This window comes from Kitasatospora sp. McL0602, assembly GCF_052076145.1.
Classification (GTDB): domain Bacteria; phylum Actinomycetota; class Actinomycetes; order Streptomycetales; family Streptomycetaceae; genus Kitasatospora.
On record NZ_CP197246.1, the window covers coordinates 3,976,392 to 3,997,575 of the forward strand.

15 protein-coding genes are annotated in these 21,184 nt (G+C 72.9%); 5 read left to right on the forward strand and 10 right to left on the reverse strand.

The annotated features are described in order from the left end of the window. Positions 1-78 precede the first annotated feature (78 nt). The 4 genes from ACR68M_RS18180 to ACR68M_RS18195 all read right to left on the reverse strand — a co-directional run bounded on the left by ACR68M_RS18180 (position 79) and on the right by ACR68M_RS18195 (position 8,548). Positions 79-1,863, reverse strand: coding sequence for a glycosyltransferase (locus ACR68M_RS18180; protein WP_441245141.1), 1,785 nt, complete (start codon positions 1,861-1,863; stop codon positions 79-81). Next, entirely contained in the window at positions 1,860-3,197 is a 1,338-nt protein-coding gene (locus tag ACR68M_RS18185; RefSeq protein WP_441245142.1) for a nucleotide sugar dehydrogenase, read from the reverse strand. Before ACR68M_RS18185 ends, ACR68M_RS18180 begins: the two co-directional genes overlap by 4 nt. 516 nt (positions 3,198-3,713) lie before the next feature. Beyond that, positions 3,714-5,552: a putative Ig domain-containing protein gene (locus ACR68M_RS18190; protein ID WP_441251643.1), complete on the reverse strand. Its 1,839-nt coding sequence runs from the start codon at positions 5,550-5,552 to the stop codon at positions 3,714-3,716. A gap of 242 nt (positions 5,553-5,794) precedes the next feature. Then, positions 5,795-8,548 carry an AAA family ATPase gene (locus ACR68M_RS18195; protein WP_441245143.1) on the reverse strand — a complete coding sequence of 918 codons (2,754 nt, stop codon included), beginning with the start codon at positions 8,546-8,548 and terminating at the stop codon, positions 5,795-5,797. 93 nt (positions 8,549-8,641) lie between these two features. On the opposite strand from ACR68M_RS18195, the gene ACR68M_RS18200 reads away from it, so the two are divergent. Beyond that, positions 8,642-9,187 (forward strand): GNAT family N-acetyltransferase, encoded by a 546-nt coding sequence (locus ACR68M_RS18200; RefSeq protein ID WP_441245144.1) that lies wholly within the window; start codon positions 8,642-8,644, stop codon positions 9,185-9,187. Here the strand turns inward: ACR68M_RS18200 and ACR68M_RS18205 are convergent. Continuing rightward, the gene (locus ACR68M_RS18205) at positions 9,184-10,377 is read right to left on the reverse strand and encodes a sensor histidine kinase (protein WP_441245145.1); all 1,194 of its coding nucleotides are present in this window, start codon (positions 10,375-10,377) and stop codon (positions 9,184-9,186) included. The two genes, ACR68M_RS18200 and ACR68M_RS18205, sit on opposite strands and share 4 nt — an antisense overlap. A gap of 132 nt (positions 10,378-10,509) precedes the next feature. Between ACR68M_RS18205 and ACR68M_RS18210 the strand changes: the two genes are divergently transcribed. From ACR68M_RS18210 to ACR68M_RS18220, 3 genes are all read left to right on the forward strand, one after another. Then, positions 10,510-11,421 (forward strand): ABC transporter ATP-binding protein, encoded by a 912-nt coding sequence (locus ACR68M_RS18210; RefSeq protein ID WP_441251644.1) that lies wholly within the window; start codon positions 10,510-10,512, stop codon positions 11,419-11,421. Next, positions 11,418-12,248: an ABC transporter permease gene (locus ACR68M_RS18215; RefSeq protein WP_441245146.1), complete on the forward strand. Its 831-nt coding sequence runs from the start codon at positions 11,418-11,420 to the stop codon at positions 12,246-12,248. The genes ACR68M_RS18210 and ACR68M_RS18215 overlap by 4 nt, the downstream gene beginning before the upstream one ends. Positions 12,249-12,346: 98 nt before the next feature. Next, a complete protein-coding gene (locus ACR68M_RS18220) occupies positions 12,347-13,507 on the forward strand; it encodes a glycosyltransferase family 4 protein (RefSeq protein WP_441245147.1) in 1,161 nt (386 codons plus the stop codon). On the opposite strand, the gene ACR68M_RS18225 is transcribed toward ACR68M_RS18220, so the two are convergent. Continuing rightward, the gene (locus tag ACR68M_RS18225) at positions 13,474-14,133 is read right to left on the reverse strand and encodes a response regulator (RefSeq protein ID WP_441245148.1); all 660 of its coding nucleotides are present in this window, start codon (positions 14,131-14,133) and stop codon (positions 13,474-13,476) included. The two genes, ACR68M_RS18220 and ACR68M_RS18225, sit on opposite strands and share 34 nt — an antisense overlap. Further along, positions 14,133-15,428, reverse strand: a complete 1,296-nt coding sequence (locus tag ACR68M_RS18230) for a sensor histidine kinase (protein ID WP_441245149.1) — start codon at positions 15,426-15,428, stop codon at positions 14,133-14,135. The genes ACR68M_RS18225 and ACR68M_RS18230 overlap by 1 nt, the downstream gene beginning before the upstream one ends. 132 nt (positions 15,429-15,560) lie before the next feature. Here ACR68M_RS18230 and ACR68M_RS18235 point away from each other — a divergent pair, with 132 nt between their 5' ends. Next, the gene (locus ACR68M_RS18235; RefSeq protein WP_441245150.1) at positions 15,561-16,220 is read left to right on the forward strand and encodes a hypothetical protein; all 660 of its coding nucleotides are present in this window, start codon (positions 15,561-15,563) and stop codon (positions 16,218-16,220) included. A gap of 23 nt (positions 16,221-16,243) precedes the next feature. Here ACR68M_RS18235 and ACR68M_RS18240 read toward each other — a convergent pair whose 3' ends face one another. The 3 genes from ACR68M_RS18240 to ACR68M_RS18250 form a co-directional block, all read right to left on the reverse strand. After that, a complete protein-coding gene (locus tag ACR68M_RS18240) occupies positions 16,244-17,494 on the reverse strand; it encodes a sensor histidine kinase (protein WP_441245151.1) in 1,251 nt (416 codons plus the stop codon). A gap of 276 nt (positions 17,495-17,770) precedes the next feature. Next, positions 17,771-20,365, reverse strand: coding sequence for an FtsX-like permease family protein (locus ACR68M_RS18245; RefSeq protein WP_441245152.1), 2,595 nt, complete (start codon positions 20,363-20,365; stop codon positions 17,771-17,773). Further along, on the reverse strand, positions 20,362-21,165 hold the full coding sequence (locus ACR68M_RS18250) for an ABC transporter ATP-binding protein (RefSeq protein ID WP_441245153.1): 804 nt from the start codon (positions 21,163-21,165) through the stop codon (positions 20,362-20,364). The genes ACR68M_RS18245 and ACR68M_RS18250 overlap by 4 nt, the downstream gene beginning before the upstream one ends. Between the last annotated feature and the right edge of the window lie 19 nt (positions 21,166-21,184).

The following is a 21,184-nucleotide window of genomic DNA, read 5'->3' on the forward strand; positions in this document are numbered from 1 at the left end:
CGATCGCGTAGATCGCGATCACGACGGCGGTGGTCACGGCGGCGGCCAGGAACTTCGCCGCGTTGGTCAGGGCGTTTCTCACGTGGCACTCCTCGACCAGACGCCGCGTCGGATGGTGAGGATCGAGTACGGCAGCAGCCAGGCCAGCAGCAGCGAGGAGAGCAGGCTCATCACCGGCCGGTAGCGCCAACGGGTGTCACCGGGGTTGTCGAACTTGAACGCCAGGCCCCAGACGAGGCCCTTGAGGATCACGCCGCACAGGTACAGCAGGGTCAGGAAGGCCATGCCGTGGACCGGCGCCCACACCAGGTGCCGGAAGGCCATGATCGGCGCGGAGATCACCCAGAGCACGTGCCCGTAGTAGAGCAGGGCCGGGCCGGGGCCTCGGCGCCACATGAAGGTGCCGGTGAAGCAGAGGTTGCGGAAGAAGCTCTTCTTCCAGCGGATCTGCTGCTTCATGAAGGGGCGGAAGCGGGCCGGCACGTTCGTCCACACCCGGGCGGACTGCACGTAGCCGATCCGCCACTGGCGGGCCGGGTAGTCCTGGGCCGTCACGAACGGGGACTCGGCGTACTGGTCCTTGAGCTGTTGGCCCTTCCACTTCTGGCCGAGCACGTAGCCGGTGAGCTGACGGTCGGTGGCGAAGCGGAACGGTGCGCCGAGGAAGCGGTCACCGGCCCAGGCGGGCAGGTAGTTGTAGATCGCGTCGCGGCGGAAGACGGCCAGCGGGCCGGAGACGCAGGTCACCGAGCCGAAGGTGGACTCCGCCGCCTTGGAGACCCGGAACTGCCCCTCGTACCAGACGTCCTGGGCCCGGGTGAAGAGGCTGAGCGGCGCGTTGAGCGCCCGGCAGTGGCCGCTGACGGCGCCGAGCTCGGGGTGTCGGACGAGCGACTCCACGCACTTGCGCAGCGCGTCGGGCGCCAGGATGCAGTCCGAGTCGGTGAAGGCCATGACGTCGCCGTCGGCGATCGCGCAGGCCTGCACCAGGGCGTGCTTCTTGCCGACGTTCTTCTCCAGGTAGAGCACGGTGATGCCGAGCTCCGCCTCCAGCCGGCGCAGCACGTCGCGGGTGCCGTCCGTGGAGAGGTCGTCGACCACGATGATCTGGACGTCGGGGTAGTCCTGCTCGGCCATCGAGCGCACGCAGGCCTCGATCGCCTCCTCCTCGTCCATCACGGCGAGCAGGAAGCTGACCCGGGGCGTGGCGGCCAGCGGCGGGAAGTCGCCGAGCTTGCGGGGGCGCTTGCGCAGCTCCCGCAGGGACGGGTCCTCGTACTTGCTGTAGGCGATGTACAGCAGCGCGATGGTGCCCGCCAGCACGATGAAGCCGTAGCCGAGCACCAGCGCGTTCTGCCAGTTCAGGCGGGGCGCCTCGCGGGCCAGCAGGAGCAGCAGCGGCAGGATGCAGATCAGCGTCAGGACGCGGCGGAAGCCGTGCCGCACCGCCGGGTCCATCTTGTCCATCGCCCGCCCGAGCGGGCCGGGCCTGCGCTCGTTCGCCCGGACGCCGGGCGGCAGCGGGGGCAGCACCCGGCCGCCGGCCGTGCTGCGCACCGGCTCGGTCCAGGTGCTCGCGGTGGGTTCCGGGTCCGGCTCGTGCGCCTGGTAGCTCCAGCCCTGGTCCGGGGCGGTGGAGAAACCTTCCGGCGCCTTGCGCTGGGACGGTGTGTAGGGCTGGTACGCCGCAGGTTCGTACGGCTGGTAGGGCTCGTACGTGTCGGCGGGCCGCTGGTCGTACGCGTTCGCGGGCTGCGGCTCGTACGCGGCGACGGGCTGCTGCTCGTCGTAGGTGTTCGCGGGCTCGGGCGTCGGGTTCACCGGGGTGAAGAAGCCGCGCTCCGGCGAGGGCGGGAGGCTCACACGACCGCCTTCGACGGGAGGTCGGCCAGGCGGTAGGTCGCGTCGAGCACCTTGCCGTGCTCGGCGAGCCAGCCGAGGTCGGCGCCGGGGTGCACGGTGTGCACGACGACCAGGTCCCACTTCTCGGCCGCGGGGTCGGCGACGCTCTCCAGGACGGTGCCGTGGATGCGGGCCCGCGCGACCAGCGGGTCACTGAAGGAGACCTCGGCGCCGAGGTCGAGCAGCTCCTCGATGATCTCCAGGGCGGGGGACTCGCGCAGATCGGCGACGCCCGGCTTGTACGCGACGCCGGAGACCAGCACCCGGGCGCCGGCCAGCGGCTGGCCACGGTCGGCGAGCAGCTCCCGGACGCGGTTCACGACCTGGCGCGGGCGGCTCGCGATCGCCGTCATCGCGGTGTCCACCAGCGGGGAGGAGACCCGCAGCTTGCGCAGCTGCCAGAGCAGGTAGTGCGGGTCGCAGGGTATGCAGTGACCGCCGACCCCGGGGCCCGGGTAGAACGGCATGAAGCCGTACGGCTTGGTCGCGGCGGCGTCGATGATCTCCATCGGGTCGAGGCCCAGCGCGCGGCAGTTGTCGGCGAACTCGTTCGCCAGGGCTATGTTCACCGCGCGGAAGGTGTTCTCGAAGAGCTTGCTCATCTCGGCGGCCTCGGGCGAGCCGACCCGGTGCACCGAGGGCGCGGTCAGCGCGAGCAGCTCGGCGGCCAGCTCGGTGCAGCGCTCGGTGACCCCACCGACCACGCGCGGGGTGGTGTCCTGGGTGTGCCGGGAGTTGCCCGGGTCGATGCGCTCGGGCGAGAACGCCACGTGCACGTCGGTGCCGGCCACCAGGCCGCGCGCGGCCAGCGGCTCGACCAGCAGGTCACGCGTGGTGCCGACGTACGTGGTGGAGGTCAGCATCAGCAACTGCCCCGGCACGGCGTGCTCGACGACGGTCGCGCAGGCCCCGGCGAGTGCGCCGAGATCCGGCACCAGGTAGGAGTCGACCGGTGTGGGCACGCAGACGATGACGGAGTCGGCACCGGCCAGCGCGGCGGCATCGGTGGTGAGCGTGAAGAGCGGGTCCTCGGAGTGCTCGGCGAGACGCGTCAGGTCGGAGGGGAGCAGGTCCACGTCCTGGCGGCGGATGGCGGCCAGTCGCTCGGTGCTCACGTCGATGCCGATCACCCGGCAGCCTGTGGCCAGCAGCGCCAGGGCGCTCGGCAGGCCCACGTAGCCGAGGCCGATGACGGCGACGGTCGGCTGCTCCGCACGGTCACCCGAGCTCCTGGGCCGGGGCAGAAGTGCCGTGCTCGCGTCGGTCGCCGCGAGAGCGGGCTGAGGTGTGGGCATGGAATCTCCACAAGCAGGGGTGAGGGGGCAGCCGATCTCTGAGCCGATCCGGGGGCTTGGCGGACGGCGTCAGCCCGAGATTCGTCCCATTCGGGAAGGATGTGGTTTGGGCGGCTGCGGTGGCAAATGGGCCTGGGAGTTCATGAGTTCGCTGGAACTGGGAGCTTTTAGTACGACTTTGTGCGAGATGTCCTACTGCTACTCGGACGTAAGAAGCGAACTGTCGTTCCGGTCACCCCAAAGTGTGATCCAACCGAGATCATTCGCCGTGCACCCGGAGTAGTGCTTCACGGGGCTGACACAAAGGGCGGTTCTCGCTCCACAACCTCCGACATTCGATCACATCACCCACCCCGTAGTCGATTTGGTCCGCTGCCCGTCCGCTGCCCGTCCGGCGCTCGGCCGGTGCCCGTCCGGCGCTCGGCCGGTGCCCGGCCCGCGGGCGCGCCGAAGGGCCGCGACGGCTCGTGCTCGCCGTCGCGGCCCCTCCCGGTCGTGCGGTGTGCGTCGGCAGCGTCAGCAGGCGCCCTGGTCCGACCAGACCGCCCAGGAGGCCGGGGCGCCCGGCGTGGCGCCCGTGGAGTACCAGGTCGAGAGCCACTTGTGGCCGTTGTAGGAGACCTGGTCGCCCGGGGCGTACGAGCTGCTCGCGCTCCAGGCGGGGAGGCCGGAGCAGCCGCCGCCACCACTGCCGGTGACCACCCAGGTGAAGGTGGTGGAGCCGGTGGCGGTGCCGGAGGTGGCGGTGACGGTGACGGTCGAGGCGCCGGCGGTGGTCGGGGTGCCGGTGATCAGGCCGCTGGTGCTGATGGTGAGTCCGGCGGGGAGGCCGGTGGCGCTGTACGTGAGGGCGTTGCCCGCCGAGTCGCTGCCGTAGACCTGGAGCGACACGGCGGTGCCGGTGGCGCCGCTCTGGTTGCCCGGACTGCGGAAGGTGACGCTCTCGCCGCCGCCCGAGCCGACCGTCCAGGTGAAGGTGGTGGAGCCGGTGGCGGTGCCGGAGGTGGCGGTGACGGTGACGGTCGAGGCGCCGGCGGTGGTCGGGGTGCCGGTGATCAGGCCGGTGCTGCTGATGGTGAGTCCGGCGGGGAGGCCGGTGGCGCTGTACGTGAGGGCGTTGCCCGCCGAGTCGCTGCCGTAGACCTGGAGCGACACGGGGCTGCTGCCCTTGGAGTTCTGGGCGCCCGGGTTGGTGACCGTCACGGTCTCGGTGCCGGTCGAGCCGGAGGCGAAGCCGCCGACGCCGTTCGGGGTGCCGAGGCCGGTCGGGCCGTCGTAGCCGGTGCCCGCGTTGCAGAAGTACGCCACTGAGCACGAGCCGTTGTTGCCCGAGGTGACGTCGTTGAAGCTGCCGGTGTGGGCGTACGGGTACTGGCCCGCCCGGTCGCCCGCCGCCGGAGCGCCCGCCAGGGCCCAGGCCGAGGCGATGATCGGGGCGGAGGCGCTGGTGCCGCCGTACACCGCCCAGCCGCTGCCGCCGTAGGTCTGGTAGACCGCGACACCCGTCGCCGGGTCGGCGACGGCGGAGACGTCGGCCTCCATCCGGCGGGAGCAGCCGGTGTCCTTCTGCCAGGAGGGCTTGGCGATGTACGCCGAGCAGCCCGAGCCGGTGCCCTCGGAGGAGCTGGTCCGCCAGACCGTCTCGCTCCAGCCGCGCGCACTGGAGTCCCGCTTGAGGGCGGTGCCGCCGACGGCGGTCACGTACTGCGAGGTGGCCGGGTACTCCGGGCCGGTGTTGGAGTCGCCCGCGCTGACGGTGATGGCGACGCCCGGGTGGTTGAAGTACTGCGAGTCGGCGGAGACCACCGAGGAGTCCTCGGAGCCGCCGTAGCTGTTGGAGACGAACTTCGCGCCCTGGGCGACCGCCTGGTTGACCGCCGCGCCCAGGTCATCGGTGGTCGCCGAGGCGGCCTCGACGAGCAGGATGTGGCAGGCCGGGCAGACGGCGCTGACCATGTCGACGTCGAGCGAGATCTCCCCGGCCCAGCCGCTGTCCGGGCTCGGGTAGCGGGTGCCGCCGTTCTGGTCGATCTTGCGGAAGCAGCCGTTCGCAGTGGTGCAGGCGGGGAGGCCGTAGTTGGCGCGGTAGGCCGCGAGATCCGACTCGGCGTTCGGGTCGTCCATCGCGTCGACGATCGCCACCGTCTGGCCGGAGCCGCCGGCGGGCAGCCTGTAGGCGGCGGTGAGGTCGGCGGGCCCGAAGCCGGAGGCGGCCAGCGCGTGCACGTCGGTGCGCTTGAGCGCGAGGCAGGCCAGCTCGCCGGGGTGCGTGGGGACGGCGCAGGAACGGACTGCCGTACTGGTGGCTGTGGGTGCCTGGGCGGCCGCCACGCCGGTGAAGGCGGCGGAGGTCATCGCGACGAGCAGCCCCAGAGCGGAGAGCGGGGCGAGCAGTGCGGACCGTCCAGGGCGTCCCGACTGGGTCTTGTCCACTCGGACTCCTTTCCTGAAGTGGCCCCTGGGTGGGGGCGGACCATGGCGCGGACGGTGGGGGATGGTGCTGCCGCGCCGATCGGAAACGTAGTCAGATGCCCATGTACGGTCAATGAATCGAAGCTCTAATGCCACCCTTGACCTTCACTTGCAAAGTCGAAGGGTCACCCTTGCGGGCCCTTGCGCAGCCCCGCCCGGTCCCGCACCCCGAGCCGGCGGTAGAGCCGGGTCAGGCACGCCTCCACGGCCTTCACCGAGACGTGCAGGGTGCCCGCGATCTGCCGGTTGGTCGCCCCCTGCCGCACCAGCTCGACGATCTGCCGCTCCAGATCACTCGGCGTCGCCGACGGCCCGTCGAGGCGCGCCAGCTGCTCGCGGGCGTGGTCGAGCCACGGCAGGCAGCCGGCGGCGGCGAACAGCTGCGCGGCCGCGTGCAGGTCACCCCGGGCGGCCGCCCGGCGCCGGGCCCGCCGCTCCAGATCGCCCAGCGTCAGCAGCGCCCGCGCCGCCTCCAACGGGTACGGGTGGGAGGGCGGCAGGACGGCCCGCAGGCCGTCCGCCGCGCCGCGCGGATCGCCCGCCCCGAGCAGTACGGCCCGAGCGCGGGCCAGCCCGAGCCGCAGCACCCGCCGGTCGAGCCGCGCGGTCTCGCCCTCCGCCTCGGCCAGCACGCGCCACGCCTCCTCGGCGGCGCCGGACCGGGCCAGCGCCTCGACCAGATCGGCGTCCACCAGGAACAGCGCCGGATCGGTGAAGCCCAGCCCGCGCAGCAGCGACCGGCAGCGGCCCAGCCGCTCGGCGGCCTGCGGCAGCCGGTGCCGGATCAGATCCGCCCGTCCGAGGATGCCCAGCGCGTACGCGCACCACTCGACGTCACCCGCCTGTTCGGCCGCCCGCAGCGCGGCGGCGGCCAGCTCCGCGGCCCGCTCGGCCGTGCCCCCGTTGAGCTCGGCGGCCGCGCCCAGCACCAGCCCCGAGCCCGGGGTCGCGCCGCACTCCATCCGCATCCGGCCGCCCAGCACGCCCGCCTGGTACGCCTGCGCACACAGCCCGGCCCGCTCGTGCACGGAGGCGACCAGGTGCAGCACCTCGGCCAGGTCCTTGACCCGGCCGGCCGTCTCCACGTCCGTCCGCAGCAGGTTGACCGCCTCCAGGGCCTCCGCCGTCTCGCCGCAGCGGAGCAGCCAGACCACCAGGCAGCAGCGGATCTGCACGGCGGCGGCCGTCATCGCCGCGCCCGGCCGGCTCACGGCGACGGCGGCGGCCCGGCGCAGCACGGGCAGCACCTCGGCGGGGTGGAGCTGCATCTGGATCGGCGCACGCAGCGCGATCACCTCGATCTGCCGGTCCACGTCACCGCTCAGCTCGGCGTGGCGCTCGGCCTCGGCCAGTTCGGCCAGGCCGTGCTCGATCTGCCCGGTGCTGAACGCGTGGTCCGCACGGCGGAGTTGGACGTCCGCCCGGAGCCGGGCCGCCTCACCCGGGTCGGCCCGTGCGGACCGGGTCGTGTCCCGCAGGGCCGCGTCGAGCAGCGCCGGCACTCCTGACCGGTCGCCGCCCGCGAGCTCGACCAGCAGCAGCCGGGCGCCGACCCGGGCGGCGGCGTTCGGGCCGTGCAGCACCGCCGTGCAGGTCTCCCGGGCCTGTTCGGTCAGCCCGGCGTCGTACGCGTGCCGGGCGGCGGCGAGCAGCCGCTCGGCTGCCAACTCCGGTCTCGCCGTGCTGCGTTCGGCCGACAGCTGGGAGAGCTCGGCGGCCAGCGCGGGCGCGCCGCGGTGCACCGCTATCCGCGCGGCGTCGGCCAGCTCGTCGGCCAGGCCGGAGAGTTCGGCGAGGTCGGAGAGTTCGGCGGGGTTGGCGAGAGTCCGGTGGCGGGCCCGTTCGAGCGGGTCGTCGAGCAGCCGGGCCAGCGTCGCGTGGCAGTGCCGACGCTGCTCGGGCGTTGCGTCGGCGTAGATGATCTCCCGCAACAGCGGGTGGGTGAAGCGGAGTTCCGGCCCGGGGGCGATGACGCCCGCCGTGACCGCCGCCGTCAGGGCGCCGTCGGCGGCGGGCGGCAGCCAGCCGTGCGGCCGGGCCGCCGCCGCGATCAGCAGCAGCGTGCCGACCGCCTCGCGCGGCAGCGCGGCCAACCGGTCGGCCAGCAGCGCGCGCAGCCGCTCGGGCACGGGCAGCGGTGCGTCGGTGCTCACCGGCGTCCGCGAGCGCAGCGCTGCCTGGGCGAGTTCGAGGGCGTAGTACGGGTTGCCGCCGCTGGCCGCCTGGATGCGCTCGGAGATCCGGTCCGTGAGCGGCAGGTCGAGTCTGGTCCGCAGCAGCTCGCCGATCACCGGGCCCGGCAGGGTGCTGACGCCCAGTTCGCAGCGCGGCTCCGGCAGCAGGTCGAGGCAGGTCGGCTCACACCGCTCGGCCAGCCGTTCGGCGGCCGCGAACTGCACCCGGTGCCCCTGGAGCCGGCGCGCGGCGAAGCCGAGCACCAGGGCACTCGCCGGGTCGAGACAGTGCACGTCGTCCAGCACCAGCAGCACCGGGCGCCGGGCGGCCAGCGCTCGCAGCAGCTCCAGCACTGCGACCCGGACGGCCAGTTGCTCCGTCGCCACGCCGTCGGCGGGCGAACGCAGCAACACCACGTCGAGCACGGCCCGCAGGTGCGGGGCGATCAGGCCGTCCTGCTCGGCGACCGGCTGGGCGAAGAGGTCGTACAGCGCCAGATACGGCAGGGAGGCCTCGATCGCGGAGGAGTTGCTGCGCAGCACCAGGGCCCCGGCCTGCTGCGCCTCCGCGTCGAGTGCGTCGAGCACCGCCGACTTCCCGATCCCGGCAGGCCCGGTCAACAGCACTCCACCGCCGTCCGCGAGGCCCGCCCGGCAGCGCCCGAGCAGCTCGTCGCGACCCAGCAGCATCGTCGCGTCGCTCATGCCGAAGAGTCTCCTCCCGGAGCCCCAAGTGGTCTAGTCCTTCTTCGGCGGCCGGTTGCTGGTGGCCGGTGGATGGCGGAATATCCTCGGATCGTGATCACTGGAACCCTGGTACGGCTGCGCGCCCTCAGCTCCGACGACCTCGAGCACCACCTGCGCTGGCGCAACGACCCCGAGGTGGTGCACTGGGCCACCGGCGGAGACCCGCTCTTCGGGCCCGTCACCAGGGACGCGGTCGAGATGGCCTTCGAGGGGATGCTCCGCCTCGACCCCCGGCAGTCGGCCGTTCTGACGGTGGAGGACCTGACGGACGGTCGGCCGATCGGAATGGTCGACTACCGTGACGTCGACTCCTTCGCGACCCGCGCCACCCTCGGCGTCACGATCGGCGAGCCCACCCACTGGGGCCGGGGCCACGGTTCGGAGGCCCTCTCACTACTCGTCGGCCACCTCTTCCGCACCATGCGCCTGCACCGCCTCGAACTCGACACCTGGAGCGGCAACGACCGCGCCCGCCGCACCTTCGGCAAGCTCGGCTTCCAGGAGGAGGGCCGCCGCCGCTCCGACATGCTGGTCGCGGGGGAGTGGCAGGACCGCGTCCTCTTCGGTCTGCTCCACGCGGAGTGGCTGCGCCGCTAGGCCGTCGGTAGGGGGAGGCGGGCGGTGACGCGGAAGCCGCCTTGGGGGTGTGGTGCGGCGGTGAATTCGCCGTGCAGGAGGGTGACGCGTTCGCGCATGCCGAGGAGTCCGTAGCCGGTGCCGCCGGTCGATCCGGCTGCCGAGGGGCCGGGGTCGGTTATCTCGACGGTCAGGGTGTCGTGGGTGTGGTCGACGGTGACCTGGCAGGTGCGGGCGGCGGAGTGGCGTACGACGTTGGTGACGGACTCCTGGGCGATCCGGTACGCGGCGAGGTCGATCTCGGCGGGGAGTTGGCGGCGTTCGCCCTGCCGGCGGAGCTCGACCCGGACACCGGCGGCAGTCGTCGTCGCGGCCAGCCGTTCGAGATCGGCCAGGCCCTGCACGGGCGGCTCCGCCTCGCCCCCTGCCTCGCTCTCGGCGTGGCGGAGGGCGCCGAGCATCCGTCGTAGCCCGGCGAGGGTTTCGCGGCTGGCTGCCTCGACCTCGCCGAGCGCGGTACGGGCCCGCTGCGGCTGGGTCTCGATGACGAGCTTCGCCGCGCCGGACTGGAGCGCGACGATCCCGATGGTGTGCGCGACCATGTCGTGCAACTCGCGGGCGATCCGCAGCCGTTCGTCGGTGACGGCCTGGGCGGCAGCCTGGGCTCCCACCATCTCGGCGTGGTCCCGGGCCTGTCGCGCCATCAGCCCGAGGAGCCAGGAGACCAAGGTCGTCAGGGCGACGGCCAGCCCCATCAGGGTGCCGATCCGGAAGCCGAGCAGCAGCCGCGAAGCCGAGTACCCGATCAGCACGCCGAGCGCCATGCCGAGCGCGGTGACGGCGGCCGACCGTCGCCGGGTGATGGCGACGAGGTAGACCACGACGTCCACCGGCAGGTACTGGATGAAGTTGATCTCGGACGAGTTCATCACCATCGCCCCCGTCACGGCGGAGCAGAGCAGCAGGCCGAGGCCGAGCAACTGGCGACGGCTCAGGACGGCGAAGGCCGCGACCGCGAAGGCGGTGGACGCGGCCAGGTACGTCCAGGCCACCGTGGTCATGAACTCGCCGCTCTGGCTGAACCGCTCCGACTCGCCCGGCAGCCTGATCCGTACGAACAGCGTGTACACCGTCGCCGCACACCAGGTGAGCGCCGCCCAGACGACCGGTGGTACGTGTCTGAGCCGGGGCAGCGGTGATGTGACGGGCATGCGCCGATCGTAGCCAAGCGATCTTGACTCGGGCGTCGGACCACAGGTGTACACCCAGAGGGTGACGGGCCTCCCAGGAATGCCATCGCAGGTCCGATGCCCGAACTGCCCGCCTGGCGGCACGTTTTACCCGTGATCGAAATCAACGGACTGACGAAGCGTTACGGCAGGACGACCGCCGTCGACGGCCTCACCTTCACGGTGCGCCCGGGGCTGGTGACCGGCTTCCTCGGGCCCAACGGCGCGGGCAAGAGCACCACCCTGCGCGTGATCATCGGCCTGAACGACCCGACCAGCGGAACCGTCACCGTCAACGGCACCCGCTTTCGCGACCGGCCGCGCGGGCTGCGCCACGTCGGTGCGCTGCTCGACGCGGCCGACGTGCACGGCGGCCGCAGCGCCCACGCCCACCTCGCGGTGCTGGCCCGCAGCAACGCCATCCCGCTGACCCGGGTGGACGAGGTGCTGCACGAGGTCGGCCTGGCCGACACCGCGCGACGCCGGATCGGCGGCTTCTCGCTCGGGATGCGACAGCGGCTCGGCATCGCCGCCGCGCTGCTCGGCGACCCGCCGGTGCTGCTCTTCGACGAGCCGCTCAACGGACTCGACCCCGAGGGGGTGCTCTGGGTACGCAGCCTCCTCCGGCGCCTCGCCGCCGAGGGCCGCACCGTCTTCCTCTCCAGCCACCTGATGAGCGAGATGGAGAACACCGCCGACCACCTGGTGGTGATCGGCCGGGGCAGGCTGATCGCCGACGAGAGCCTGGCCGACTTCTCGGCCCGGGGCACCGGCCGGAGCGTCACCGTCCGCACCTCCGAGCCGGCTGCGCTCACCGCCCTGTTGACGGCCGAGGGCGCGTCCGTCCGGGCCGAGGACGACAACCGGCTCGCCGTCACCGGCCTCGACGCCGACCGCATCGGGCAGCTCGCCTTCGAGCACCGACTGCAGCTCGGCGAACTGGCCGTCCGTACCGCCTCGCTGGAGGAGGCGTTCATGGAGCTGACCGCCGACAGCATCGACTACACCGCGGGAGACCCCGAGTGACGACCACCGGAGCTGAGCCGAGGGCCCGCTTCACCGACCTGCTCGCCGCCGAGTGGCTCAAGCTGTGGTCACTGCGCTCGATGCGCTGGTCGATCGCGGGCACCGCCCTCGCCGTGATCGCGCTGAACGCCAACAGCGGCCTGGCGGACTACAACAACTGGCCGCAGTACGGCCCGGAGATCCGCGCGCACTTCGTCCCCGGCTGGGCGCAGGGCGACAGCTTCACCAACAACGCGGGCTTCGTCATGATGCTGATCACCGGCTGCCTCGGTGCCGTGGTGAGCGTCAGCGAGTACTCGACCGGCGCCGTCCGGCCGGCCTACGCGGCCGTCCCCGCCCGGCGTTCGCTGCTCACCGCCAAGGCGGCCGTCCTGACGGCGGTCATGCTCGTCCACGGCACGGTCGTCGCGCTGGGGTCCTTCCTGTCCAGCCAGGCCATCCTCTCCGGGCGCGGCATCGGCCTCTCGCTGAACCAACCCGGCGAGCTGCGCCCGCTGGTGGCCTCCTCACTGCTTCCGGCGGTCTGCGCGCTGATCGGCCTCGGCCTCGGCGTCCTGATCCGGCACGCCGCCACCTCCACGGTCACGGTGGCGGCACTGCTCCTGCTGCTGCCGAACTTCTTCAACCACAACCACCACTGGTCGGCCGTCATCGACAACGCGATGCCGCACACCGCCTGGCGCCGCCTCTTCGAGCTGGACCTGCCCGGCCTCGAGTCGCACATGCCCTGGTACGCGTCGGTCACCGGCTCCTGGCTGGTCTACCTGATCTGGCCGCTGGTCTCCCTCGCCCTCGCCCTGGCCGTCGTCGGCCGCCGTGACCTCTGACCTGCGGTCTGCCGCTGTGACCGCCGACCCGCCGTCGGCCGATGTGACTTCTGACCTGCGGCGATGCCGCCCGCCTTTCGCGTAAGGGACTGACACCCGTGGGCTCCACACTCGTCATCACCAATGACTTCCCGCCCCGCCAGGGCGGGATAGAGACCTTCGTGCACGCCATGGCCACCCGGATGCCGGCCGACGACCTCGTCGTCTACACCTCGCACGAACCGGGCGACGCCGCCTTCGACGCGACGCTGCCCTTCCCCGTGGTCCGGGACAGCAGCCGGATGCTGCTGCCGACCGGCCGGGCCACCCGGCGGGCGGTCGAGCTCGCCCGCGCGCACGGCTGCGACCGGGTCTGGTTCGGTGCCGCGGCGCCGCTCGCGCTGATGGCACCGGCCCTGCGCCGCAGCGGCGTACGGCGGATCGTGGCGACCACCCACGGCCACGAGATCTGGTGGGCCCGGACGCCCGGCGCCCGGCAGCTGATGCGGCGGATCGGCGACCACGTCGACGTCGTCACCTACCTCGGCCCGTACACCCGCAGCCGGATCGGCCCCGCTCTCGGCCCCCGCGCACGGCTGAGCCGACTGGTCCCCGGCGTCGACGCCGGGGTCTACCGGCCTGACGCCGAGGCCGGGGCGGCGGTGCGGGCCCGGCTCGGACTGGAGGGCAGGCAGGTGATTCTCTGCGTCGCCCGGCTGGTGCCGCGCAAGGGTCAGGACATGCTGATCCGGGCCCTGCCGCTGGTCCGGCAGGCGGTGCCGGAGGCCGTCCTGCTGATTGTCGGTCAGGGAAAGGACGAGGCCCGGCTGCGGAAGCTGGCGCAGCGTCACGGCGACGGCGCCGTGCACTTCGCGGGCGGCGCCTCGCACGCCGAGACGCCGCCGTACTACGCCGCCGCCGACGTCTTCGCCATGCCGTGCCGGACCCGCCGGGCCGGGCTGGAGGCCGAGGGGCTCGGGATCGTCTTCCTGGAGGCCGCCGCGAGTGGCCTGCCCGTCGTGGTCGGCGATTCGGGTGGCGCCCCGGACACGGTGCTCGACGGCCGGACCGGCCGGGTGGTGGACGGTACGGACCCGGCCGCCGTCGCACGCGCCCTCACCGCGACGCTGCTGGACCCGCACCGCGCGGAGACCGGTGCGGCGGGCCGCCGTTGGGTCGAGCAGACCTGGTCCTGGGACGCCTCGGCCCGCCACCTCGCCGAGCTGCTGACACCCGAGGACTCCCGTCAGCGGGGGGCGGTGACCAGGCCCGCCTCGTAGGCGATGATCACGAGCTGGACGCGGTCGCGGGCGTCGAGCTTGGCGAGCAGCCGGGTCACGTACGTCTTCACGGTCGCCGCGCTGATGAACAGCTCCGCGGCGATCTCGGCGTTGGACATGCCGCGCCCGACGAGCGCGAGCACCTCGTGCTCGCGCTCGGTGATGCCCTCGACCACCCGCTTGCCCGGTGCGGGCTGCTCGGGGCGTCCGGCGAACTCGTGGATCAGCCGCCGGGTGACGCTCGGCGCTATCAGCGCGTCCCCGGCCGCGACCACGCGGATCGCGGCGAGGATGTCCTCCAACGCCATGTCCTTGACCAGGAAACCGGACGCACCGGCGCGCAGCGCGTCGTAGACGTAGTCGTCGTCGTCGAAGGTGGTCAGCATGATGACGCGGGCGGTGCTCCGGCTCGCCGTGATCAGGCGGGTGGCCTCGATGCCGTCCATGCCGGGCATCCGGATGTCCATCACCACGATGTCGGGCTGCTGGCTCTCCGTCAGCTGTATTGCCTCGGTGCCGTTCCCGGCCTCGCCGACGATCTCGACGTCCGGGGTGTCGGTGATCACCATCTGGAGGGCGGCGCGCACCAGGGGCTGGTCGTCGGCGAGTACTACACGGATGGTCATCAGGTTCCCGTCGGTAGGGGGAGGCGGGCGGTGACGCGGAAGCCGCCTTGGTGTGGTGCGGCGGTGAATTCGCCGTGCAGGAGGGTGACGCGTTCGCGCATGCCGAGGAGTCCGTAGCCGGTGCCGCTGGTCGATCCGGCTGAGCCGGTTGGGCGGGTTGCGGTGGGGCCTGGGTCGGTTATCTCGACGGTCAGGGTGTCGTGGGTGTGGTCGATGGTGACCTGGCAGGTGCGGGCGGCGGAGTGGCGTACGACGTTGGTGACGGATTCCTGGACGATCCGGTAGGCGGAGAGGTCGATCTCGGCGGGGAGTTGGCGGTGTTCGCCCTGCCGGTGGAGCTCGACCCGGACACCGGCGGCCGTGGTGGTGGCGGCCAGCCGTTCGAGATCGGCCAGGCCCTGCACGGGCGGCTCCGCCTCGCCCCCTGCCTCGCTCTCGGCGTGGCGGAGGGCGCCGAGCATGCGGCGTAGCCCGGCGAGGGTTTCGCGGCTGGCTGCCTCGACTTCGCCGAGGGCGGTACGGGCCCGCTGCGGCTGGGTCTCGATGACGAGCTTCGCCGCGCCGGACTGGAGCGCGACGATGCCGATGGTGTGCGCGACCATGTCGTGCAACTCGCGGGCGATCCGCAGCCGTTCAGCAGTCACCACCTGGAGGGCAGCCTGAGCGTTGAGCTTCTCGGCGTACTCGCCGGACTGCCGCGCCAGCCGACCGACCAGCCAGGCTGCGAGGGCCAGCAGGATGTTGGCGTCGGGGGCGCCGATCGCCGGCCCGTTCAGCAGACCGATGCTCTCCCTCGGCACCAGGGCGAGATCGAGGAGCAGCGCGCCGAGCACCAGCGCGAGGGCGAGGCGCGAAGCCCGCCGGGAGCACCGCGCTGTGACGTAGTAGAGGCCGACGTAGACCGCGAGGAGCGGGATGGGCGTCAGGTTGGCCATGTTGTCCCAGAGGATCACCGAGACCGCCGAGCCGGACAGCAGTAGGACGATGCCTGCGGCCGGCCTCCGGAGCAGCAGGGCGCAGCCCGCGAACGCGAGCAGCGAAGAGAGGGCGAGCATCACCAGATCCCGTTGCTCCGCCACAGGTTGGAGCGCGACCGGCGGGCACGGGAACACGGAACGGTCGGCGAGGTACATCGGGCTCAGGGGCCTGGCGCGGTCGGCGGAGTACACCGGGATCGGGGACTTCTGGGCCAGCGACACGACCGACGGGTACGCCATGGCGAGGCACCAGGCCAGCGCCGTCCGCGCACCGGGCGGCACGCGCTTGAGCAGCGGGAGTTCAGGTGTCGCGGGCATGCGGCGATCGTAGCCGGGCGATCTTGAGCAGACATCGGACCTGGGGTGTACACCCGTGGTCGACAGCGCCGCCCGGGAATGCTGCTGCCGGGCCGATGCACCACAGGCCGCGCTGACGGGAGGGTTGTCACCATGACGAAGCCGGCGAGCGAGACTCCGATGACGCCTGCCGAGGGCGGGCCCTGCACCCGCACCCGCTGTGCCTCCCGCTGCGCCTGCTGGTTCGCAGAGCTCTTCGTTGCGGAGTGGCTCAGGCTGTGGTCGACGCGCTCGGCTCCCTGGGCGTTCGGGGGCAGCGCCCTGGCCGTACTGGCGGCGGTGGCCCGGTCGGTCGTCGCGGGCCACCGCAACTTCCTGGAGCTCCTGGCGAGTTCGCAGGCGTCCTTCGGGTCGCAGGGATGCTTCGTGAAGTACGGGTCGCTGGCCGGTGCCTGTACCGGCCTGGCCTGCGCGGTCCTGATGCTCGCCGTCGGCAGTATCGGCGCTGTCGCGATCGTCGGTGAGTACTCGTCAGGGTCGGCCCGTGCGTGCTTCGCAGCGGGCCCGGAGCGCCGGGCGCTGCTGGTAGCGAAGGGGGCCGTGCTGGTGGCGGCCACGGTGTTCCTCGGCATGGTCGTCGTGCTGCTCAGTTTCGTTGCGAGAGCGGGCATCCGGGGAGTGCACCACGTCGGCACGGTGGTCTGGATACCGGCGGCGTCGGGGCTGCCGGGGATGCTGGGGGCGTCGGCGCTGTTCGCGCCGGTGTGCGCACTCATCGGTCTTGGCGTCGGGGCTGTCACCCGTAAGTCGTGACAGGTGCGGCCGCAGCGACCTGGTCAGGCGGTGCCCGCGACGGGCAGCCGGGCCGCCACCCGGAAGCCGCCCTCGGGGCGGGCTGCGGCGACGAACTCGCCGTGGAGGAGGCTGACGCGCTCGCGCATGCCGAGCAGTCCGTAGCCGCCGGGTGCGCAGTGGGCGGTCAGAGCCGGAACAGTGGTGGTGGGGGCAGCGGGGTGGCTGGTCTCTCCGGCGGTACGTCCGTTGTCGGTGATCTCGATGGAGATTTCGTCGTCGGTCCGGACTATCGACACCTTGCAGGAGCGGCCACCCGAATGCTTGACCACGTTGGTGATCGACTCCTGGACGATCCGGTAGGCCGCGAGATCGATCTCCGGTGGCAGGGGGCTGTGTTCGCCCTGCCAGTGCAGATCGACCCGGACTCCGGCTGCTGTCGTCGCGGCGACCAGCCGGTCGACGTCCGCCAGGCCCTCGGCGGGCAGGTGCGGTGTCGACTCCGGTCCGTCCCCGGCCTGGCGGAGGGCGCCGAGCATCCGGCGCAGGCCGGCGAGGGTCTCGCGGCTGGCGGCTTCGACCTCGCCCAGTGCGGTGCGGGCTCGGGCCGGCTGGGTCTCGATCACCATCCGGGCCGCACCGGCCTGCAAGGCGACGATGCCGATGGTGTGCGCGACCATGTCGTGCAACTCGCGGGCGATCCGCAGCCGTTCGGCGGTGGCGGCCTGGGTGGCGATCTGGGCGCCCAGGTTCTCGGCGTAGCGGCGGGCCTGGTGCGTCGAGTTGCCGACCAGCCAGGCGACGACGGCCGTCAGGGCCACGGCCAGCTCTGTCGAGGTGCCGATGCCCCACCCGTTCAGCAGCCGGGCCGACAGGAAGGCGGTCAACGTACCGATTGCCATCACGAGGGCCGCCACCGAGACCGTACGCCGCCAGCCGGCCGCCACGAAGCACAGGGCGACGTCAACTGCCAGGAACTGCAGCAGTGGTATCGCACCCACGCTCAGCGCTGTCGTCTCGACGACCGATGCGGCCAGCAGCACCCCGATCGCGACCAGCGGTCGGCGCCGCAGCAGGTAGCTGCCCGTCAGCGAGAGCACGGTGGCGACCACCGTGTTGACCAGCCCCAAGGTCGAACCCGCCAGGACGGGGACGGGGTAGATGGTGGGCTGCCACTCACCCGGCAGCCGGATGTACATCATGAACGAGTACGCCGTGGCCGCGCACCAGGTCAGTGCCGTCCAGACTCCGGGCGGCACACGCTTGATGTGGGGGACGGCCGGAGTGGCGTGCATGCGGCGATCGTAACGGCGCAGCTGCGGCCGGGCATCGGACCGTGGTTGTACACCCCTGACCTTACGCAGCCCGCGCGCTCTGCCGCGTCGGGCGCCGCTATGCCCGGTCGCGCTGTGCGGTTGACTGCCTGCAGAAGGTGACATCTCACCACCCTGGCGAGCTGCACGCCGACTGGCGGGAGTCCGCCGCCCTGCCCGGCCCCCGCACCGGCTGTCGATGACGCAGCAGGCGGAGGCCTGAGCGGTTGGTGCGGGTGCGGGTGCAGGCGCCTGTCGTCAGGCGCTCGCTGCGCTCGCCTCCACCGGGCGGGTGCGGAGCAGCGAGCGGGTGGGCAGGGCCGTGGCCACCAGGCTGAGGACGACGGTGCCTGCCACCAGCGGCAGGGCGGTGCCGACGGGTATGTACGGTGTGGAGCCGGTCAGGCCCCGGGTGATCGGGACGAGTGTGACCCAGGCGATCGCGCCGCCCACCAGCAGGCCGGTGGAAGCCACCAGCAGGGCCTCCCAGCGCATCATGCCGCGCACCTGACGGCGCGTCGTACCGGCGAGCCGCAGCAGGCCGACCTCGCGACGCCGGTCCAGTGCCGTCATCACCAGGGTGTTGGCGGCGGCGACGGCCGCGAAGCCGCCGAGCACGGCTGCCATCACGGTGTTCGCCCACGAGCCGACCTCCAGGTCGCGGTTGGCCTGGGCGGTGTACCCGGCGGAGTCGGTGACGGTCACCGAGTGCGGGCCGAGCTCCGGCTCGGCGGCGGCGGACACGGCGGCGGCCACAGCCGCCCGGTCGGCCCCGGGCGTGTCGGCGACCAGGACCTCGGCGTCGAAGCCGCCCGCCACATGCCCGGCGAGTGCGGCGTGCGGTAGCAGCAACTGCCCCAGACCCAGACCCCGTTCGTACGTCGCGACCACCTTCGGGTGCACGGCGGTGCCGTCGCCCAGCCAGAGCGGGGCGCGGTCGCCGACCTTGACGCCGAGCGAGTCGGCCAGGCCGGCGTCGACCGCCACGGTGTCGGCGGAGGTGCTGAGCGCGCTGAGCGAGCCGTCCTTGACGCCGAGATCGAGGACTCGGGGCAACTCGGCAGGGTCGCCGGAGACGCCGAGCGCCGTCGCGGAGCCGAGCACGTCGCCGGATCGGTAGACGGCGCCGCTGCGCAGGACACCGATGCTGGTGTCCACCCCCGGCAGCTGGGCGATCCGCTCGGCGGTGCCGACGGGCAGCCCCGGGCCGGTCGAGCCGATCACCTGGTCGGCGACGATGCCGGTACGCACCTGATCGGCCGAGACCTGCTTGATGGTGGTCTGGATGAAGAGCAACGTCCCGCAGAAGGCGGTGACCATGATGATCGGGGTGATCGCCGAGGCCAGCCGCCGGGCATTGGCCCGGGTGTTGTCGGCGGCCAGCGAGCCGGCGGCGCCCCCTGCCCGCAGCGGCAGACCGAGCAGGCCGGTCGCGAACCTGGCCAGCAACGGGCCGAGCAGCGCGACCGCGAGCAGGAAGCTCATCACGACGCCGAGCGCGACGTTGGCAGCGTCCGCCCCTGTCAGGTTGGCGGCGACGGTGGCCATCGCCACTCCGCCGGCCAGCGCGAGCACCCCGAAGGCGATACGCACCACACCGGGCCTGGCACGCTCCACGGCCGCCTCGCCGAGCGCCTGACCGGGGCGCAGCTTGGCGGGCCGCCGAGCGGCGAGGTATCCGGAGGTCAGGGCCGCGAGCAGGCTGGCGCCGACGGCGGCCGCGACCGGCAGCAGACCGGTGCTCAGGGACACCCCGGTGGGGACGGCACCGCGCGAGACCAGCTGGTCGAACCACCAGTGGGCCAGTGCCACGCCGGGCAGCACGCCGAGCGCACCCGCCGCCGGGGCGAGGAGCAGTGCCTCGGTGGCGATGGTGCGGCGGATCTGGCGCGGCGTGGCGCCGATCGCGCGCAGCAGGGCGAACTCCCGGGCGCGCTGCCCGGTGGCGAGGGCGATGGTGCCCATCACCACGAACACGGCGGTCATCGCGGCGATGCCGCCGAAGGACCCGCCGAGGCCCATCAGCAACTCTCTGCCCTGGGCGAGGCCGGGCTCCTCGGCCGAGCCGCGCGCGTCACCCGTCAGCACCTCCGCGTCGGCGCCGACGGCCTGCCTGACCTGTTGGGCGAGTGCCTCGGTGCTGACGCCCTCGCGCGGCTGGACGGCGATCGCGTCCGCCTTTCCCGGATGCCCCGAGATCTGCTCGGCCGTGCTGTCGGCGAACCAGGCGCTCGCGCTGCGGGCCGGCCCACCGGCCGGAGCCGACTGCTCTGCCGATTCGTCCACCAGCCCGGAGACCCGGTAGGTCCCGCTCGCTCCGGGGGCGGTGAAGGTGACGCTGCTGCCCACGGCCAGCTTGGCCGCCTGGGCGGTGGCGGTGCCGAGGACGACCTCCCCGGCGCCCGGGGCGCGGCCCTGGGCGAGGGGCGTGCTCTCTGGGGTGGTGGCCGCGGTTATCGCGGTGGAGCTGAAGCCCCGGCCGGTCAACGGCGGCAGGGTGGTGCCGGGCCCGGACTGCAGGGGGAATGCGATGTCGGGCAGCGCGCCGGCGACACCGGGCTGGGCCGCGATCTTCGCCGCCAGGTGGGCGTCCACTCGCGCCCGCTCGGGCAGCGCCGTCTGCACGCTCTGCTTCCCGTCGCCGCTGCCCGCGGTGATCTCGACGTTCGGCGAGGCGGCGACGACGACGGGGGTGTGGGCGTAGCGCACGGGCGCGACGTGGGCGGTCAGGCCGGTCTGCAGCAGGGTGCCGCAGGCCATGATGATTGCGGCGCCGAAGAACAGCGCGACGAAGCTGCCGACGAAGGAGGCGGGGCGGAAGCGGACGGAGGCACGTGCGAGACCGTTCGTCATGCCGCCGCCCCCGCGTAGCGGCCGTTGACGGCGGTGGTCAGGGTGACCATCCGCTCGGCGACGGTCCTGGGGTCGGGGTCGGCCAGCTCGTCGACGAGCTCACCCTCGGCGAGGAAGAGCACCCGGTCGGCGTGCGAGGCGGCCACCGGGTCGTGGGTGACCATGACGACGGTGGCACCCATGGAGTCCACCGCCTGGCGCAGCAGCCCGAGCACCTCCTGTGCGGTTCGGGTGTCCAGTGCGCCGGTGGGCTCGTCCGCGAACAGCACCTCGGGCTGGGTGATCAGTGCGCGGGCGATGGCCACCCGCTGTTGCTGGCCGCCGGAGAGCTGGCCGGGCCGGCGGTTGCCGTGCTCGCCCAGCCCGACCCGGGCCAACAGCTCCTTGGCCAGCCGCCGGTCCTGGCGCTCCCCGGCCAGCCGCTGCGGCAGCAGGACGTTCTGCTGCACGGAGAGCGAGGGCAGCAGGTTGAAGGACTGGAAGACGAAGCCGATCCGGCTGCGGCGCAGCTGGGTCAGCCGGTTCTCACTCAGGCGGGAGATCTCCTCCCCGCCGAGCAGCACCTCGCCGGAGGTCGGCTTGTCCAGCCCGGCCGCACACTGCAGGAAGGTGCTCTTGCCGGACCCGGACGGGCCCATCACCGCGGTGAAGCTCCCGTACGGCAGCGCCAGGTCGACGCCGCGCAGCGCATGGACCGCCGAACCCCCGCGGGCGTAGCTGCGCCGGACCGCGCGCAGCTCGATCGCTGGGTGTGCGGCCTCTCGGCCGTCGGTACGTGGGCGTTCGCGCCGCAGTGCCATGGGAGCCCTTCCTCCGCCG